12 protein-coding genes are annotated in these 17403 nt (G+C 62.5%); 4 read left to right on the top strand and 8 right to left on the bottom strand.

Annotated features, from left to right (window positions below; translation table 11 throughout):
* Positions 1 to 227: 227 nt before the first annotated feature.
* A complete protein-coding gene (locus GOB85_RS02635; RefSeq protein ID WP_173575999.1) occupies positions 228 to 1679 on the bottom strand; it encodes an APC family permease in 1452 nt (483 codons plus the stop codon).
* A gap of 227 nt (positions 1680 to 1906) precedes the next feature.
* Here GOB85_RS02635 and glyA point away from each other — a divergent pair, with 227 nt between their 5' ends.
* Positions 1907 to 3193 carry a serine hydroxymethyltransferase gene (gene glyA / locus GOB85_RS02630; protein ID WP_173576000.1) on the top strand — a complete coding sequence of 429 codons (1287 nt, stop codon included), beginning with the start codon at positions 1907 to 1909 and terminating at the stop codon, positions 3191 to 3193.
* Between the two features lie 222 nt (positions 3194 to 3415).
* Positions 3416 to 4123 carry a YoaK family protein gene (locus GOB85_RS02625; RefSeq protein WP_173576090.1) on the top strand — a complete coding sequence of 236 codons (708 nt, stop codon included), beginning with the start codon at positions 3416 to 3418 and terminating at the stop codon, positions 4121 to 4123.
* Positions 4124 to 4767: 644 nt separating this feature from the next.
* Here the strand turns inward: GOB85_RS02625 and GOB85_RS02620 are convergent.
* The 7 genes from GOB85_RS02620 to GOB85_RS02590 form a co-directional block, all read right to left on the bottom strand.
* Positions 4768 to 7014, bottom strand: a complete 2247-nt coding sequence (locus GOB85_RS02620; protein WP_173576001.1) for a DEAD/DEAH box helicase — start codon at positions 7012 to 7014, stop codon at positions 4768 to 4770.
* Positions 7011 to 8411: an ATP-binding protein gene (locus GOB85_RS02615; protein ID WP_173576002.1), complete on the bottom strand. Its 1401-nt coding sequence runs from the start codon at positions 8409 to 8411 to the stop codon at positions 7011 to 7013. Before GOB85_RS02615 ends, GOB85_RS02620 begins: the two co-directional genes overlap by 4 nt.
* On the bottom strand, positions 8408 to 10786 hold the full coding sequence (locus GOB85_RS02610; protein WP_242011237.1) for a TerB N-terminal domain-containing protein: 2379 nt from the start codon (positions 10784 to 10786) through the stop codon (positions 8408 to 8410). Before GOB85_RS02610 ends, GOB85_RS02615 begins: the two co-directional genes overlap by 4 nt.
* A 91-nt stretch (positions 10787 to 10877) precedes the next feature.
* On the bottom strand, positions 10878 to 11777 hold the full coding sequence (locus tag GOB85_RS02605) for a DMT family transporter (protein WP_173576003.1): 900 nt from the start codon (positions 11775 to 11777) through the stop codon (positions 10878 to 10880).
* Positions 11778 to 12158: 381 nt separating this feature from the next.
* On the bottom strand, positions 12159 to 12278 hold the full coding sequence (locus GOB85_RS02600; protein ID WP_173576004.1) for a DUF2474 family protein: 120 nt from the start codon (positions 12276 to 12278) through the stop codon (positions 12159 to 12161).
* A gap of 11 nt (positions 12279 to 12289) precedes the next feature.
* Positions 12290 to 13321, bottom strand: a complete 1032-nt coding sequence (cydB, locus tag GOB85_RS02595) for a cytochrome d ubiquinol oxidase subunit II (protein WP_173576092.1) — start codon at positions 13319 to 13321, stop codon at positions 12290 to 12292.
* A 17-nt stretch (positions 13322 to 13338) separates the two neighbouring features.
* Positions 13339 to 14787: a cytochrome ubiquinol oxidase subunit I gene (locus GOB85_RS02590; RefSeq protein ID WP_173576005.1), complete on the bottom strand. Its 1449-nt coding sequence runs from the start codon at positions 14785 to 14787 to the stop codon at positions 13339 to 13341.
* A 609-nt stretch (positions 14788 to 15396) separates the two neighbouring features.
* Here GOB85_RS02590 and GOB85_RS19140 point away from each other — a divergent pair.
* Together GOB85_RS19140 and GOB85_RS02580 are read left to right on the top strand one after the other, a co-directional pair.
* The gene (locus GOB85_RS19140; protein ID WP_173575979.1) at positions 15397 to 15939 is read left to right on the top strand and encodes a hypothetical protein; all 543 of its coding nucleotides are present in this window, start codon (positions 15397 to 15399) and stop codon (positions 15937 to 15939) included.
* A 430-nt stretch (positions 15940 to 16369) separates the two neighbouring features.
* The gene (locus GOB85_RS02580; RefSeq protein ID WP_338421619.1) at positions 16370 to 17383 is read left to right on the top strand and encodes a LacI family DNA-binding transcriptional regulator; all 1014 of its coding nucleotides are present in this window, start codon (positions 16370 to 16372) and stop codon (positions 17381 to 17383) included.
* The last annotated feature ends 20 nt before the right edge of the window (positions 17384 to 17403 follow it).

Raw genomic sequence — 17403 nt, 5'->3', positions numbered from 1 at the left:
TCATGAATAAATCGGGGTGCAGGGGCCTGCGGTCCCTGCCGGGTTCGGGCAGAGCCCGGATTCTGCCAACCCTTTGAAAAATCACAGATCAACACGTAACGACAACAGAGCCTTTGGAAACCATTTTATTATTAATCAATCGGGGTGCAGGAGTCTGAGGTCCTGCCGGGTTTGGGCAGAGCCCTGGGGACGTGCGGGGAAGTGACGCTAACGGGCGTTATGATTTTTCAGCGGTTCAGGAGGCTGTGGCGGCGGCTGTAGCCGAAATAGACGATGGCGCCGAGGGCGAGCCAGACGATGAGGCGGAGCCAGGTGAGACTGTCGAGGGAGGCCATGACGGTGAGGCAGGAGACGATGCCGAGGACGGGGATGACCGGGCCGCCAGGGACGCGGAATTTTCGTTCCAGGTGGGGGGCGCGGGTGCGGAGGATGAGGACGCCGGCGCAGACTATGGTGAAAGCGAGGAGGGTTCCGATTGAGGTCATGTGACCGAGTTCGGAGATGGGCAGGAAGGCGGCCAGGGCGCCGGTGATGACCATGAAGAACAGGTTGGACAGCCAGGGGGTGTGGAACCGTTTGTGGGTTTTGCTGAAGACGGGCGGGAGGAGGCCGTCTTTTGACATGGCGAAGAAGACGCGGCTCTGGCCGAGGAGGAGGACGAGGAGGACGGAGGTGAAGCCGGCGATGATGCCCATTTTTACGGCGAGTTTGAGCCAGGTGACGTGGGTTCTGTCGATGGCGGTGGCGACGGGGGCGGCGTCTCCGATCATGTCCTTATAGTTCACGATGCCGGTGAGGACGAAGGAGAAGGTGACGTAGGCGGCGACGCAGACGAGGAGGCTGCCGATGATGCCGATGGGCATGTCGCGTTTCGGGTTCTTTGTCTCCTGGGCGGCGGTGGAGAGGGCGTCGAAGCCGATATAGGCGAAGAAGATGGTGCCGGCGGCGCGCATGACGCCGGAGAAGCCGTAATGGCCGAAGGTGCCTTCATTGGGCGGGATGAAGGGATGGTAATTGGCTGTGTCGATATAGGGCAGTCCGAAGCCGATGAAGGCGGCGATGACGGACAGTTTGATGACGACGATGACGGCGTTGACCTTCGCGGATTCCGAGGTGCCGCGGATGAGGAGGAGGGAGACGATGGTGATGATGAAGGCGGCGGGGACGTTGGCGAGGCCGGCTGCTGTGGTGCCGTCGGGGAGGGTGACGGTTTCGAAGGGTGAGGCGGTGAGGCGGGCGGGGAGGTGGATGCCCCATCCGGCGAGGAGTGAGGTGACGTAGCCTGACCAGCTGACGGAGACGGTTGCGGCGCCGACGGCGTATTCGAGCACGAGGTCCCAGCCGATGATCCAGGCGACGAGTTCGCCCATGGCGACGTAGGCGTAGGAGTAGGCGCTGCCGGAGACGGGGATCATGCTGGCGAGTTCGCTGTAGCAGAGACCGGCGAAGCCGCAGGCGATGGCGGCGATGAGGTAGGACAGGACGACGGCGGGGCCGGCGTTATCGCCGGCGGCGATGCCGGTGAGGGAGAAGAGGCCGGCGCCGATGGTGGCGCCGACGCCGAGGGCGACGAGGCTGGCGGGTCCGAGCACGCGTTTCAGGCCGCTGTCATCCGCGTTTGTGATCGGTTTGAGGCGGAAAAGGGTGCTCAGGGCGGACGGTCTCGTCGGTTGTGGCATGGAGGCGGAGTCTCCGGATGTGTGTTTCGGGGTGTTTGTTACGATGTGTTTGTTGCGGGGGTGAATAGCCGCTGTGGGTCTGTCTGTCGCGGGGGGCGTTGTTTTCGGTCGGTTATGCGGTAGTTTTCCCTGCATGAAAGGGCTACAAGCGGGCCGTCGGCAAGAGGTGCCCTGGCTGATTTGCGGGCCTTGCTGCGTGGCTGAAGCTCGAAACAGGGATTTTGCAAGTGAGCGAGACGGATCTGCATCGTTTTTTTCGGGCCCCCCTCAGTGAGGTTGATGCGGAAGTCGCCTCTGCGATCGGGGAGGAGCTGGTTCGCCAGCAGGATGGCATTGAGCTGATCGCCAGTGAGAACATGGCGTCGCTGGCCGTTCTTGAGGCTCAGGGCAGTGTTCTGACCAACAAATATGCCGAGGGGTATCCGGGGCGTCGTTATTATGGCGGCTGTGTGGATGTCGATAAGGTCGAGGTTCTCGCGATTGAGCGCGTGAAGCAGATTTTCGGCGTGGGCTTTGCCAATGTACAGCCTCATTCCGGCGCGAATGCCAATCAGGCGGCGTTCATGGCGATTGTGTCGCCGGGTGACACGGTTCTGGGCATGAGTCTTGCGGCGGGCGGGCATCTGACGCATGGCGCGGCGCCGAACTATTCGGGCAAGTGGTTCAATGCGGTTCAGTATGGCGTGCGTCGTCAGGACGGGCTGCTGGACTATGACGAGATGGAAGTGCTGGCGCGTGAGCACAGGCCGAAGCTGATTGTTGCCGGCAGCTCTGCCTATCCGCGGGTGATCGACTTTGCGCGGTTCCGCAGGATTGCGGATGAGGTTGGCGCGAAGCTGATGGTGGACATGGCGCATTTCGCCGGTCTGGTGGCGGCGGGTCTGTATCCGAGCCCGGTTCCGTATGCGGATGTGGTGACGAGCACGACGCACAAGACGCTGCGCGGGCCGCGTGGTGGTCTGATTCTGACCAATGATGAGGCGCTGGCGAAGAAGATCAATTCGGCGGTGTTCCCTGGCTTGCAGGGTGGTCCTTTGATGCATGTGATTGCGGGCAAGGCTGTGGCGTTTGGTGAGGCGCTGCGTCCGGAGTTTGCTGAGTATCAGAAGGCTGTTGCGGCGAACGCGAAGGTTCTGGGCGAGGTTCTCGTGGAGCGCGGATTCGATCTCGTGACGGGTGGCACGGACAGTCATCTGCTGCTGGTGGATCTGCGTCCGAAGAAGGTGACGGGCAAGATTGCCGAGAAGGCGCTGGAGCGGGCGGGGATTACGGCGAACAAGAACGCTGTTCCGTTTGATCCGGAGAAGCCGGCGGTGACGTCCGGCATTCGTCTGGGCAGTCCGGCGGCGACGGCACGTGGGTTCCGCGAGGCGGAGTTCCGTGCGGTGGGCGAGATGATTGACGAGGTGCTGACGGCGCTTGCGGCTTCCGGTGGTGAAGGCGATGCGGCGGTTGAGAACGCGGTGCATGAGCATGTAAAGGCGCTGTGTGCGAAGTTCCCGATTTATAAGTGAGGGTGGCGGCTCCGGGCCGGGTGGTTCCGGGGCTGGTTCTTTTCGGGTGTGGAGCGGCCGGGTCCTGTGTGGGGTCCGGCCGTTTTTTTGTGCCGTCTGGCTGTGACGGCTTTTAGGAAAATGTGACGATGGATGACGCTGTCCGGCCACTGGCGGTTTCCGGAATCCATCGATGATACCATGCCATTGCTTCGGGGGACGGGTTGGCGCGATAGTGTCTCGATGCTCAGGACGGATGGGACACAGCGGAGCTTTGAGGCGGACCAGGCTCTGGGGTGTACGCTGGCGGCGGTTGCCGGGGCGGTGAATGCGTCCGGGTTTCTGGCGGTCGGGTATTATTCCGCGAATATGACCGGGAATCTTTCGGCGCTGATGACGGCGCTTCATGAAGGAAATTTTGTCGTTGTTGCGGCAAGCGCCGCTCTTGTGGTGGCTTTTGTGTGCGGGGCGGTTCTGGCGACGGTGCTCGTCAATGCGGGACGGCGTCGTCGGCTGGTGTCGATTTATGCGTGGAGCATTTTGCTGGAAGCAGTGTTGCTTGCAGTGCTTGGGTTTGATGACATCTTTCTGCCTGGTGTGCTGCGGGGGGCCATTCTGGCGTATGGTCTGAGTTTTCTGATGGGTTTGCAGAATGCGACGGTGACGCGGATTTCCGATGCGCGGGTTCGCACCACGCATATGACGGGGATGCTGACGGATATCGGGATTGAGTTTGCGGACTCAGTGGGGGGTGACGATCCGGGGCAGCGGGCGCGGGCCAGGAGGCGGCTGTTGCTGCACACGTCCATTGTTCTGGCGTTTACGGCTGGTGGGATTGCCGGGGCGTTTCTTTATGGATGGCTGGGCGGACGGTGTTTGCTGCTGTTTGCGGTGGTGCTGGCGGCGGTGTCGATGCATGGCATTCGCGGCGGGCAGGGGACGGATGTGTAAGGTGTCTTTAAAAGCAGGGAAGATTCCCATAACGGGTCTGTTTTGCGGGGCTCTGTTCCGAACCCCTGCAAAGGTTCTGTTAGCGTTATACCAGAGGTTGTGAAGACTGACCTGTAGATATGAGAGTCTCCGGGCTCAGCCCGGACCCGGCAGGGACCGCAGGCCCCTGCACCCTGACCTGCTGATCATAAACGGTTTGCAAAGGCGAGCCTTTGCCGGGTTCCAGGGCAGAGCCCTGCCAGTCCTTCACTTCCCGGTCCTGCACCGGCCAGTCTCACACAGGTCAAAGGCCAGATCCTCTGGTATAATGTGTTGGTTCCTTCCCAGGGCTTTGCCCTGGAACCCACCAAAGGTCACAGACCTTTGGAAACCATTTTATTATGAATCAATCGGGGTGCAGGGGCCGTCGTGCGCAGCACGCCTTCGCGTGACGGTCCCTGCCGGGTTCGGGCAGAGCCCGATCTTCTGCTAACCCGTTGAAAAATGACAGATCAGCACGCAACGATAACAGAGCCTTTGCAAATCGCAGTCTTTTAACAAATTGGGGTGAAGGGGGCTGCGACCCCTTCCGGGGGTGGGCCGCACCCGTATCACTTTCCGGCTTTCACTCTGCTTGTCTGTGGACAGCGCCCCGACGCTGTCGCTCAGGGCCAGCGTTGCAACAGATCTGCGGCGAGGGCGGGGATGCGGCTCGCGTCGATGCGGTCGCTGGCGTAGCAGCGGGCGAGGAGATCGTTGCCGAGATACTGGTCGTATTTGGCTCGTTTCATGTCCGGGACGAGGCGGGCCAGGGCGACGGGGTCCGGTGCCGGAGCGGCTGCGAGTTTTTTCAGGGCTTTGAGAAGGACGTCTTCGTCTTCGGCCGGGACGGTGATGGCGATGCCGTCCGAGGTCGCGGAGACTTCATGGGCGGTGAGGGCGAGGATGAGGGCGAGCTGGGCGCGGTCGCCGGCCCAGGGGAAGAGCAGGAACTGGTCTCCGTGGTGGCACAGGCTGTTGTGGCGCAGGCCGAGGGCGTCGAAGGTTTCGCGGGCTTCGGTCAGCAGGGTGATGGCGGTTTCGTCGAGAAATTTCGGGATGGTGATGTTGTTGTAGACACGGTGCATTTCGGCGACGACGCCTTCGGCGGGAGGGAGGCCGTCGCCGCCGAAGGTGGGAGGTGTGCCACCCTGGGCGGGGGTGACGAGGATTTCCCGGCGGGAGGTATCGATTTCAAGGACGCGCCAGCGGCGGCCGGCGAAGATGATGACCTGTTCGGGAAGGATTGGATTTTCGACCGGAACGGCCCCGAGTGTGCGGCCACGATCGGTGACGACTTTGAATTCCTCGGGTGTCATGAACACGGCATAGAAGCTGCGGTGGCTGATGAGGCGTTCGCCTTCTTCGCCGGGGAGCAGCGTGCCGTCCGGGGCCTGTTCGATCAGTCTGACCTCGGGATCTCCCATGCGTCTGAGGACGGCGGTGTAGAGGGCGCGGTCGATTTCGGGGAAGACGCGGCTTTCGACCAGGCGTTGCCAGCCCTGTTTTGCGGTCAGTCCGCCGTGCTGGGCGATCAGGGCGAGGATTTGCTGAACCAGGGTGGAGAGATGGAGCTGGCCGGTCTGAGGCGGTTCGTTCCAGCGCCGGAGCATGAGGCTGACCATGGCGATGGTCTGGATTGTGCGCGGGCGGAGGGCGTCGATGGGGTGGATCTGCTCGTCTATCGGCATTTCGGTCGTGTAGATCCGCATCACGGAGGACTGGCCTGCGCGGCGGCCTGAGCGTCCGAGGCGCTGGCGCATGCCGGAGACGGTGTGACCGGGGCCGATCTGGGCGACGGAATCGATATGGCCGACGTCGATGCCGAGTTCGAGGGTGGTGGTGGCGACGATGGAGCCGGGGCGGTGTTCCTCTTTGAGGCGGCGTTCGGCTTCTTCGCGGTGTTCACGGGAGAGATTGCCGTGATGGGCGAAGAATTCCTCGGGGACGCCGAGGGCCTGGCAGCGTTCGTTGAGGGTGGTGGCGAAGAGTTCGACGTTTTGTCGCGAGTTGGCGAAGATCAGGCTTCGGTGGCCGCGCAAGGTTTCGAACAGGTGCCGGGTGATGGCGGCGCGGGCGACGTTTTCGGGGGCCTCTCCGGCTTCCGTTTTACTGTTTTTCCGGGGCGGTCTGGAATCGATGATGCCGCGGAGCTGAAGTTTCACGGGCTGGGTGCCGGAGGTGGTGTCCAGGATGTCCACGGTATCGGGGTTCAGGGGACGCAGGAAAGCGGCGGCGATTTTCATGTCGGCGAGTGTTGCGGACAGGCCGACGCGGGTGACGGTATGGCCGGCGGCGATTTCGATGCGGTTCATCAGTGACTGAAGCTGACGACCGCGTTCTGTATTCATGAAGGCGTGCATTTCGTCGATGACGATGGTGCTGAGATTGCCGAACAGGCGGGGGGCGTCGTTGCCGTGCCGGACGAGCATGGCTTCGAGGCTTTCCGGTGTTGTCAGCAGGATGCCTTCGGGGCGTTTGCGGGCGCGGTTCTTGATGCTGGCGGCGACGTCACCATGCCATTTGATGACGGGAATATCGAGATCCTCGCAGAGGGTTTCGATACGGCTGAACTGGTCATTGATGAGGGCGCGGAGCGGGCTGATGTAGAGGGATTCGAAGCCGCCGCCGGGTTTGCGTTCGTTTTCGGCGAGGCGGGAGACGATGGGCAGGAAGGCGGCTTCGGTTTTTCCGCTGGCGGTTCCGGCGGCGATGATGAGGTCGCGGTTCCCTTTCAGCAGGCAGGGAATGGAACGTTCCTGAATGTCGCGGAGTTCGCCCCATCCCTGGCGCCAGAGCCAGCGGCGGACGGTTTCGTGCAGCAGGTCGAATGAGGCTGAGTTGCCTGCGGCGGAGGGTGTTTCCGCCGTCAAAGCCGGAAGCTCTCCAGATCGTCATCCGGCGAGCCTGCGTCTGATGAATCCGTGTTTTTCAGGGGGTGCTGTGTGGCGGGCGTCGGGGCTTCGTCATCGATGTCGCCGCCTGTCGGGGCCTGATCGGCGGTGATGTCGGCCTGTGCGATGAGGCTGCGCCAGTCGGTGCCGGGGTTCTGTTCGAGGATGGCGAGCAGATCGAGAAAGGCTTTGATGGTGTTACGGGGTGTTCGGAAATAGGCGTCGCCGATTTTCTGGTTGCAATGGGTCATGAAGGCGCTGAAGGCGTCATCGGGGACCAGGTGGGCGTCGGGGTTGCCGCTGGCGAAGACGTTCCGGAGTTTGCCGAGCAGGATGTAGAGGTCTTCCGGGGTCAGGCTTTGCAGGCGGATGACGGGACCGGAGAGATCGACGAGGCCGTTGCGGGCGAAGCTGTTTTCGGCGAGGCGGGAGCGCAGGGCTTCGTAGGAATAGAGGCCGCGGCGGCTATCCATGAGGAATTCGGGGGTGCCGCCGAAATAGACGCCGAAGCTTTCGGCTGTTCCCTGGAGGACGTCGTTAACGATGCGGAGGATCTGCTCGTAGTTGGCGTTTCGGGACTGGGCGCTGACGAGTTTGAAAAGATTAACGCATTCATCGAGCATGATGAAGAAGCCGGCATAGCCTGCGAGGGTGACGAAACGGCCCATGACCTTGAAATAATCGTAGACGGAGGCGTCATCGATGATGGAGCGGACGCCGAGGGCGTCGCGGGCTTCCGTCTTCAGGTTGTATTCGCCCCGGAGCCAGCGCAGGGCGGCGGCTTTTATGATTTCGTTTCCGGTTTCGAAGGCGTTTGCGTAGCGTTCGATGACGGTTGCGAAATCGTAGCCGGAGACGAGTTCCTGGATGGGGAGCAGGCGCTCCTGGATGATGGTGGCGACGGGGCGGCCGGAGGCGGTGGCGGCGGATTTCGCGTCCATGATGAAGCGTTCGACGACGCTGGCCAGGGCGCCCCCATCCTGTTTCGTGCGGGTGGCCATATTCCGCATGAGTTCGGCGTAGAGGCTGCGGGCCTGGCCGCCGGTGGCATGGATGCGGCGGTCTGGCGAAAGGTCGGCGTTGACGACGACGAGTTTGCTCTGGAGAGCGATGGAGCGGGCAAGGTTGAGGAAGAAGGTTTTCCCTGATCCGTAATCGCCGATGATGAAGCGGACGGCGGAGCCGTGATCGGCGATGCGTTCGATATCCTGCACGACCTGGCTGATTTCACCGACGCGGCCGACCTGGACGAGCTGGACGCCGGTGCGGGGTACGACGCCGGCGCGGAGGGCCTGGAGGACACCGTCGCGGTCTTTTGGTTTGATGGTTGCGGCTCTGGCGGTGCTGTTCGGGGTTTGGGTTGCGGGGGTGGTCATGATGCGTCTCCCGCTGCGTCGGTGAGCAGCGTCATATTGAGGATCAGGGGCTCACCGTCTTCGATGAGCTCCTCGTCGAAGGTGTCATAGGCCCATTCGTTGATGGCTTCGAGGGCGCCGTCGGGCATGAGGCCGAGGGTGAGGGCGCAGGTCTCGAAGGCGTCGCGGGTCCATTCTTCCTGGGTGGCGAGGGTTTCGAGCAGGCGGGAACAGGCCGGATTCAGGCCGGTGAATCGCAAGGGGTTCTGGCCCTGTGAGGCGGGGAGCGGTTCGGTTACGGGTTCTGCGGGTTCGTCTTCGTAGATGCGGGCGAGGAGGGTGTCGACCTCGCGGGTTTCTTTAATGAGAGTGTGGACCTTTGTCATGTCGATGAGGATGTCGGAGCTGGCCGGGCCGGATGTTGGGGATGCGGGCGGGATCGGGTGGCCGGACGCGGCGGCTTCGGTCTGTTCGACGGTGACGGGGTCTGAGGCGCGGGGGGCATCGGCGGCGGCGCCGTGGTGGAGGGCGGTGTAGAGATCGCGTCGTTCCAGCGCGAGGGCGTCGTAGAGGTGTTCGAGGGCTGCCACCATAGCAGGGTCGATATCGCCTGGGAGTGTGGTGACGGCGGCGAGGGCGGCGGTGATGAGGGTGTTGTGTTGCGACGACGGGAGGGCGTCCGTGGCGGCCCGGATGCGCGTGAGTGTCTGGGCGCGCGGGGAGAGGGTTCGCTGCCGGGCTGTGAGGCGCCGCGCTTCGTCGGGGCGCAGGGCGAGGCTGGCTGTGAGGCTGCTGGTCAGGGCGGCGGCCTGCTGCGGGTCTCTGGTGGCAGGTCCGAGAGCTGCGAGAATGATTGAGGCTATCTCGAAGGTTTCTGTTTTCTCCGGGGATGCGTCCGTGCTGCCGGTGGTGTCCTGTCTGAACAGGATGATGTTTTTATCGGGTTTTCTGCCGCCGAAACCGGGGTCCGGTTCCATGCCGTATCCCATGTGAGCGAGCGTGGCTGAGACATCGCGGATCTGTTTCAGGGTGGGGGTGTCGGGTCGGACGCCGAGGCAGCGGAAGATGAGATCGCTGACGGGGATTTCGGGCATCGTGCCGGGCTGGCCGTTCAGCCAGGCTGTGAAATCGCGGACGGCGTCGCTTTCCGGGAAATCGGGCGGCAGGATGAGCATGGCGGCGAGCGTATCGGCGCGTTCGCGGTCGGTGCCGACGGATCTGGCGAAGGGGGTGAGATCGTCACGGGCTTTGTCGCAGAGTTCGGTCAGCCTGGTCCAGTTGAGTGTTGCCGGGTCGGGCAGGTGGTCGAGGCCGTCGATTTCAAATCTCAGCGGCGCATTGTGGCTGGCGGGATTGTATGTGAGTGGCCGGTGGCCGGATTTTCGGTCTCTCAGCCGGAAACCCTCGGGGTATTCACGGTTAAATCGTTCACGCATGAGGGCGATGAATTCGGGTCGGCCACGTGTTGTGGCGATGGTCTGCCGGATGCCGCCCTGCGCGGGGGAGAGGAAGAGGGTGGCGGCGATGGCGAGTTCGAAATCGAGCGGGATTCCCTGGAGGACGTGAAGGCCGAGTTTCACTCTGAGGGCCGCGGGCATGTCCTGGCTGAGGGTGAGGAGATCGGGCCGCCAGTTTTCGAGGCGTTCGGGGCTGATCAGGGCGTCCCGCATTTGTGTGAAATCGAGGAGCGCGGTGGCGGCGTTCTGAAAAGAGATATCGGTGCGGTAAAGGGCTTTGAGGCGGGCGACTTCGGCGAGCAGGAGTGCTTCTTCTTCCGGCGCGGGCGCGTCGAGAACCAGGCGCCTTTCCAGCCCGTAGAAATAGAGAAAGGCGTAACCGGCGGCAAAATCCGTGTTGCATTTTCCGCTGGCGAGCCAGTGCAGATACATCAGGCGCTGGTCGGGCGTGATGGTGCTGTAGGACGACCAGTAGCCCATTCCGGGAATGGGGTTCGGGCGCTTCTGCGCGACTTTGAGCGAGGGGCGGATGAGGCTGGCGTCGGGCGTACGGGCCATCCAGTCGGTGCCGGGCAGGATGGCGAGAAAATCGCCGACATAGACCATGCCGTCGCGGATGGTGAGGCCGTGGATGGTGATGCTCTGTCCGGGCTGAATCCAGCGGGCGTCTTCTTCCGGGGGTGGCCCGGGGGAGCGGGGCTGAGGCAGCCCTGGCGCGTGGTGGCTGGCCGGGATCAGCCGTAGTTTTCGGGACTGTTCCGTACCTGGTGCTGGCGCGTCGGGCGGTGTCATGGGCGTGTCGGGCGGCGGCGTGTGGTGGCGGACGTGTTCATGGGGGTCGGGGCGGCCCTGGTTGTGCTCCGGTGTGGTTGCCGTGGGCGGTTGTGGTGCGCGCGGCCTGTGCTTCTTCGCGACGGGTTGGCGCCGCCAGGCCGGCATGGATCACCGCCCGGCGGGCGCCGGACGAGGAGTGTTCGCACAACAGTTACCGTGCTTAGGAGGGGCGGGGCAAGGGTGGTTGGGGCCGGGGCTATCCCTGTTCGACTTCCATTGGCTGACGCACTGCCCGCACCCGCGCAAAAGCCACGACATTGCCGCAGAGAATCAAAAACAGTCCTGCCATCATCAGTTCCGACCAGTGGCCGCCCTCGAAAAACGCCGACACGCCCAGCGCGATCACCGGTGAGAGAATGGTCGTGTAGGCGGCCCGGTCCGCGCCGATGCGCTGCGCGAGCATCAGATAGAACAGGAAGCCTGCGACTGTTCCCATTGCCGCCAGGTAACCAAGGCCGCCCAGCCAGCGCGCTGTCATTACCGGCATGAAGCTGTGTCCCTGTGTGAAAACATTCACACCCATCAGAAATACGCCGAACACCATAGCCCACAGCACCGCGTTTGGCAGGCCGAGATCGAACCGTGCCACCCGTCGCGACAGCATGTTTCCGCAGGAGAACAGCGTTGTGCCCAGCAGTGCGAGCGCCAGTCCGGTTCCGACGGACGAGGCGGCCCCGGTATCTGCTCCGCCTCCGAGCAGCATCGCCACGCCGCAGACCCCGAACATTCCGCCGATCAGCGCCCGGATATCCGGGCGTTGCCTGAAGAATAGCCACTGATTCAGGACGTTGAGGATGACTGACATGCTGAACACCACCGAAACAATGCCGCTCGGCAGAAACATCTCGGAGCTGTAGATGGCCAGGAAGTTGCAGGAAAACAGGCAGGCTCCCATTCCTGCCAGCCATGGGACTGCTTCCCGCGAGGGACGCCGCAGCCGTCCTGTCAGAGCGAGTCCGCTTCCCAGCAGCACGACGGACACGGCAAACCGCCAGAAAATCGCGACATCGACCGTTGTGCCGCCGAGCTGGAGATGGATTGCAAACCAGGTCAGCCCCCAGATGAGCACGACTGACAGAAACAACAGCGCATTCATAAAGTCACGAGCCTGCTCAGAGGGTTTGCATCCATCACAGTGAACGCGTTTCACTGTGGCGCCTGTGATGGTTGCGGCGGATCATAGTCGCTGGTGCCGTTTTATGAAACAGAACGGGTTGCAGGGGTGTGGTGTCAGGGGCTGGCAGGGTCTCAGGGCTTTGGCGGGCTCTGTCAGCGTTGCGTGTTGAGGCCTGAATTTTCAAAGGGCTGGAAGAAGCCCGGGCTCTGCCCGGACCCGGCAGGGACCGCAGGCCCCTGCACCCCGATCTGTTTATAATAAAATGGTTTCCAAAGGTCTGTGACCTTTGGTGGGTTCCAGGGCAAAGCCCTGAGAGGGTGCCGGCACTTAACGACAACAGAGCTTTTGCAAAGGGTCGGATCAGTTGTGGATGATCAGGTGCAGGGCGCCTGCGACGACGCCGAGGGTGGCGACGCCGGCGAGCCAGAGGCCGGCGAACCAGAGCAGTTTGACCGGCAGGGTGTTTTTACTGTCCTGCATTGCTGTCTCCATCAGTGATAGCTCTCGCTGTGTTCGTTCACGGTGCCACGGAACACGTGATAGGCGTAGGCGGTGTAGGCGAGGATCAGCGGCAGCAGGAAGACGGTTCCGGCGAGGAGGAATTTCTGACTGGCTGGCGGGGATGAGGCCTGCCAGATGGTCATTGAGGGGGGCACGATATAGGGCCAGATGTTGATGCCGAGGCCGCTGAAGGAGAGGAAGAACCAGCCGAGCGCGCAGAAGAAGGGGATGCGTCTGGAGGTTTTGCCGCGCAGGGCCTGGAGCATGAGGATGGCGAGGGCGATGACGGCGACCGGGACGGGCGCGACGTAGAGGATGCGGGGCCAGGTGGTCCAGTGTTGCATGTAGGTGACATGCAGGGCGGGGGTCCAGGCGGAGACGGCGGCGATCATGACGAGCATGGCGACGGAGAGGATTCCGGCCCATTTGCGCATGGTGGTCTGGAGGTCGCTTGCGGTGCGCCAGATGAGCCAGGTGGCGCCGAGCAGGGCGTAGCCGCAGGCGACGGCGAGGCCGCAGAAAATCGGGAACGGGGCGAGCCAGTCGAAGCTGCTGCCGGCGAACTTGTTATCCTCGATCCGGATTCCGGAGACCAGGGTTCCGAGGATGATGCCCTGCATGAGGCTGGCGACGAGGGAACCGCCGCAGAAGCCGATATCCCAGAGGTTCTGCGCCTGTTGTGTGTGCATGCGCGAGCGGAACTCGAAGGCGACGCCCCGGATGATGAGGGCGAACAGCATGATGAGCACGGGCAGGTAGAGCGCGGGCAGGATGGTGGCGTAGGCGTTGGGGAAAACGCCGTAGAGGGCTGCGCCGCCGAAGATCATCCAGGTTTCGTTGCCATCCCAGACCGGGGCGATGGTCTGGACCATGATGTTGCGATGTTTTTTGTCGGGTTCGGCGAGGAAGAGCATGCCGAGGCCGAGGTCGAAGCCGTCGAGGACGACGTATATGAAGATTGCGGTGGCTGCGAGGACAGCCCACACGATGGGGAGCCAGTAAGCGGCTCCGGTGAGATCCATGCCGGTGGGGTCCATCGTTATTCTCCTGAGCCTGGATTGGCGGACCCGGTGTGACCGGATGCGGCGGTGTCTGAGATGGCGGACGCCATGGAGGCGGCGCGCTGTGGCTGCCGGGCATCGGGGCCGGCCTGATCACGGTGGGGTTCTTCTGCAAATCCGCGCAGGAGGATGCTGATTCCGGATGTGAAGACGATGACGTAGAGCACGACGAAGATGGCGAGGGTTGTGGCGATGCTGGCGCCGGGGACGGGCGAGGCGCTGTCGGCGGTGCGGAGCAGTCCGTAGACCGTGAAAGGTTGTCTGCCGACTTCGGTTGTGACCCATCCGCAGAGCAGGGCAATGAAGCCGGCGGGGGTCAGGATCAGGGCTGTTCTCAGGAGCAGCGGGTTTGACCAGAGGGTGCCTTTCCGGCGCAGCCAGAGGGAGAAGAGTCCGGTGGCGGCCATCAGCATGCCGAGTGCGATCATGATCCTGAAGCTGAAGAACACGACATAGGACGGGGCGCGCTGGTCTTTCGGGTAGTCTTTCAGGCCGGGGACTTTGCCGCTCAGGCTATGGGTGAGGATCAGAGATCCGGCGTAGGGGATGGCGATCTTGTAGTGTGTTGTTTCGTTTTTCATGTCGGGGATGCCGAAGAGCAGCTCGGGGGCGTAGCCTTCGGAGTCCCAGTCACCTTCCATGGCGGCGATTTTGGCGGGCTGGTATTTCAGTGTGTTCAGGCCGTGGGCGTCGCCGGCGAGGATCTGGAGCGGGCCGACGAGGGCGGCCATCCACATGGCCATGGAGAACATGACCCTGACGGCTTCGGTGGGCTGGCGACCGGCGCGTCTGGCCCTCAGCAGGTGCCAGGCGCCGACGCCGCCGACGATGAAGGCGACGGAGAGAAAGGCGGCCAGCGCCATGTGGACGAGGCGGAAGGGAAAGGAGGGGTTGAAGACGATGGCCCACCAGTCCTGCGGGATGAAGCGTCCGGTTCCGGGTTCGATGCTGTAGCCGCGCGGGGTTTGCATCCAGGAGTTGGAGGAGAGGATCCAGCTCATGGAGATGAGGGTGCCGAGCGAGACGACGCAGGTGGCGAAGAAGTGGAGCTTTTTCCCGACTTTATTCATGCCGAACAGCATGATTCCGAGGAAGCCGGCTTCCAGGAAGAAGGCGGTCATGACTTCGTAGCCGAGGAGCGGGCCGAGGATGGGGCCGGCTTTTTGTGAAAACTGCGCCCAGTTGGTGCCGAATTCGTAGGACATGACGAGGCCGGAGACGACGCCCATGCCGAAGACGATGGAGAAGGCGCGGAGCCAGTAATGGAAGAGGTCGAGATAGACCTGTTTATCGGTTTTCAGCCACAGGCCTTCGAGGACGGCGAGAAAGGCGGCCAGTCCTATGGAGAAGGCGGGGAAGACGATATGGAATCCGACTGTAAAGGCGAATTGCAGTCGTGCCAGGAAAATGGCGTCGGCTCCGGTCACGGGAATACTCCGATTTTTACGAGCGGGTGCGGTCTGTGAGTGTCATGTTCTGTTTTGTATTGGTCGGCCGTATGAATTCACCGACCTTTTTACTTTTCATTTGCGACGATTGGCCCGGATTTTCATTCCGTAGGCCTGTATTCATTTGAAACGGCTGCTGGCACATTAGGCTGATGCCAGATTTATAACAAACTGTTTCTATTTATAGCATTATAAGCGGTTCTTATGATGCTGTTCGTGCTCTGCGGGACGCGTCTTCATGGAGGAATCATTACGTCTTTTCAGGGTATGTAACGCGGGAGTCAGAAGAGGAGATGCATCACGAAGTGTTTCGGCGGTCAGGGTTACTGTTTCGTATTTTTATTAACTGTATTTTTCATGGTTTATGTAAATTATTAAATGATGTGCCGTCAAGTGATTGCCGGTGCGTCTGTCGGGGTGTCGGGTGTTGTCCTGAAGGTTGGGGGCGACTGGTGCAGCACTGAATTGTATCGAAATGATACAAGTTCTGATTTGCGGGTGTTTGTTTTTCTCTCTTCTGTGGCGGCGAAGTCACAAGAGAGGTGCTGCATGACCGGGACGCAGGGGTGGTTTACGGAGAGCCGGTTCTTGTCGGGGAGAGGTGGGCTTCTGCCATCCGCGATGTGTCTGGTGGTTCCGTTATTGCTGGGTGGCGGAGATGTGGCCCGGGCGGAGGAGGGGACTTATTTTATGCCGCCGGGACATTCGGATGGGCGCCGGACGGATGGGCGTCAGGCGGGTGGTGCGTTGTCGGGTGCGCGCTCTGGCGGTGGCGGGTCTGCTGGTGGCGGGGCTGCTCTGGCCGGGGCGCCGGAGGTCGGGGCGGCGGCGGATCGTGTGAACAGCCGGATTGCTGCGGAGCAGTATTATGTGACGGCGCCGCGACTGGATCTGGGTTCGAAATTTGGGCCGCGCGATGATTTTTCGCAGGTGGGGCCGTTCAGCATTGAGCACAGCAATGCGAGTCCGTCCCTGATGGAGCATGGCACGACGGTGACGGCGGCTTATCCGGTGAAGGGGGTGCAGGGCATGGATCTGGTGGTGAACATGTTTGCCGGGCATCGGGACACGAATACGGGCAGTAATACCGGCTCCGCGGCGCTGACGGCGGGGGTGCGGTTTAAGTGGTAGGGACGGCGGCGGGTGTTCGCCGGGCGTGTGCGGTTTTTTCGGTTCTGAGCCAGGGCCGGGGTTGCTGATAGTTTGCGGCCTTTTGCTCAGGAAGATCGGGCTGTGGGTTGGCGGGGTTTATTCTGAGGAGGCCCGGTCCGGGTTCTGTGAGGCCATGTGGTGCGTGGAGTTTGCCGGTGAGGAAGCATTGCCGGACGGGGAGTCTGCTCAGGCGGGAGGTGAGTTCCGCGTTGACGGGGTTTGCGGGGATATGCTGGCGGACTGCTTCGGGGGTCATGGGATTACTGGCGGAGGAGTGTGTCGCGGATCAGACCGTGTTGCGGTCTGGACGGCAGGAGCGGGGTGCCCGGTCTGATGCAGGGCGCCCGGGGTGTCTGCTGTTCGGGCGATGGAGTATGGTTGCGCCTGATTTGTCTGGTGGAGTGTGGGTGTGGGGGCGCGGGACGTTCGTCCGGTTACGTCTGTTGATGTTGCGAAGCGGGCGGGGGTTTCGCAGTCGGCGGTGTCGCGGGCATTTTCGCGGATGGCGAGCATAGCGCCGGGAACGCGGGAGAAAATTCTGCGGGCGGCGGCGGAGCTTGGATACAGACCGAACCGGATTCCGGCGATCATGCTGTCGGGACGATCCGGGATGGTTGGTGTTGTGGTCGGCGGGCTTTCCAATCCGTTTTATGTTTCCGCGCTTGAGCATCTGGTCGGTGCGCTGCGGGATCAGGGATTGCAGGTTCTGCTGGTGCATGTGGATGACGCGCTGACGCTGGACAGTGCGCTGGACCAGTTGCTTGGGTATCGGATCGACGCGGTTGTGACGGCGCTGGCGATTGGATCGGCGGCGGTGGCGCGGGCGCTGGGGGCATTGCGGATTCCGGTGATCTGTTTCAATTCGCGGCTGACGGGGCCGTGGATTTCCACGGTTTCCTCTGATAACCGGGCGGCGGGTGTTGTGGCGGCGCGGCTGCTGGCGGAGCGGGGTGTCGTGCGTCCGGTCTGGCTTGCGGGGCCGTTGCGGAATGTGGCGTCGGTGGCGCGTGGGGACGGGTTTCGCGCGGGGCTGGGGGCGCTGGCCGGTGATCTGGTGTCGTTGCGGGGGGATGACACGTATGAGAGCGGTTATGACGCGGTGAGCGGGATGCTGACGCGGGGCGTGCGTCCGGACGGGATGTTTTGCAGCAATGACATGATGGCGTGCGGGGCGATCGATGCGTTGCGGGAGCGGGGCGGGTTGCTGTGTCCTGAGGATGTGGTGCTGCTGGGATATGACAATATTCCGCAGGGAGCGTGGCGGGCCTACGATCTGACGACATTTGATCAGGGCGTGGAGCGTCTGGTTGAGGCGGCATGCGGGATTCTGGCGGAGGCACTGACGGACGGGGCGGGGCCGGTTTCGCAAAATCCCGTGATTGAAGCGCTGCTGGTGGAAAGGGGGAGTTCGGGGGGCGGCTGAGGTTCCGGGCGGCTGTGTGA

Origin of the sequence: Acetobacter fallax (assembly GCF_011516735.1) — a bacterium.
In the GTDB taxonomy this organism is placed as follows: Bacteria; Pseudomonadota; Alphaproteobacteria; order Acetobacterales; family Acetobacteraceae; genus Acetobacter; species Acetobacter fallax.
This window is presented reverse-complemented; position numbering and strand designations above follow the sequence as displayed.

Excerpts from the sequence above, each read along its gene's own strand:
- GOB85_RS02635 (WP_173575999.1), bottom strand. The coding sequence starts at position 1,679 with ATGCCACAACCGACGAGACCGTCCGCCCTGAGCACCCTTTTCCGCCTC.
- GOB85_RS02625 (WP_173576090.1), top strand. The coding sequence starts at position 3,416 with ATGCTCAGGACGGATGGGACACAGCGGAGCTTTGAGGCGGACCAGGCT.
- GOB85_RS02615 (WP_173576002.1), bottom strand. The coding sequence starts at position 8,411 with ATGACCACCCCCGCAACCCAAACCCCGAACAGCACCGCCAGAGCCGCA.
- GOB85_RS02610 (WP_242011237.1), bottom strand. The coding sequence starts at position 10,786 with ATGCCGGCCTGGCGGCGCCAACCCGTCGCGAAGAAGCACAGGCCGCGC.
- GOB85_RS02605 (WP_173576003.1), bottom strand. The coding sequence starts at position 11,777 with ATGAATGCGCTGTTGTTTCTGTCAGTCGTGCTCATCTGGGGGCTGACC.
- GOB85_RS02600 (WP_173576004.1), bottom strand. The coding sequence starts at position 12,278 with ATGCAGGACAGTAAAAACACCCTGCCGGTCAAACTGCTCTGGTTCGCC.
- cydB (WP_173576092.1), bottom strand. The coding sequence starts at position 13,321 with ATGGATCTCACCGGAGCCGCTTACTGGCTCCCCATCGTGTGGGCTGTC.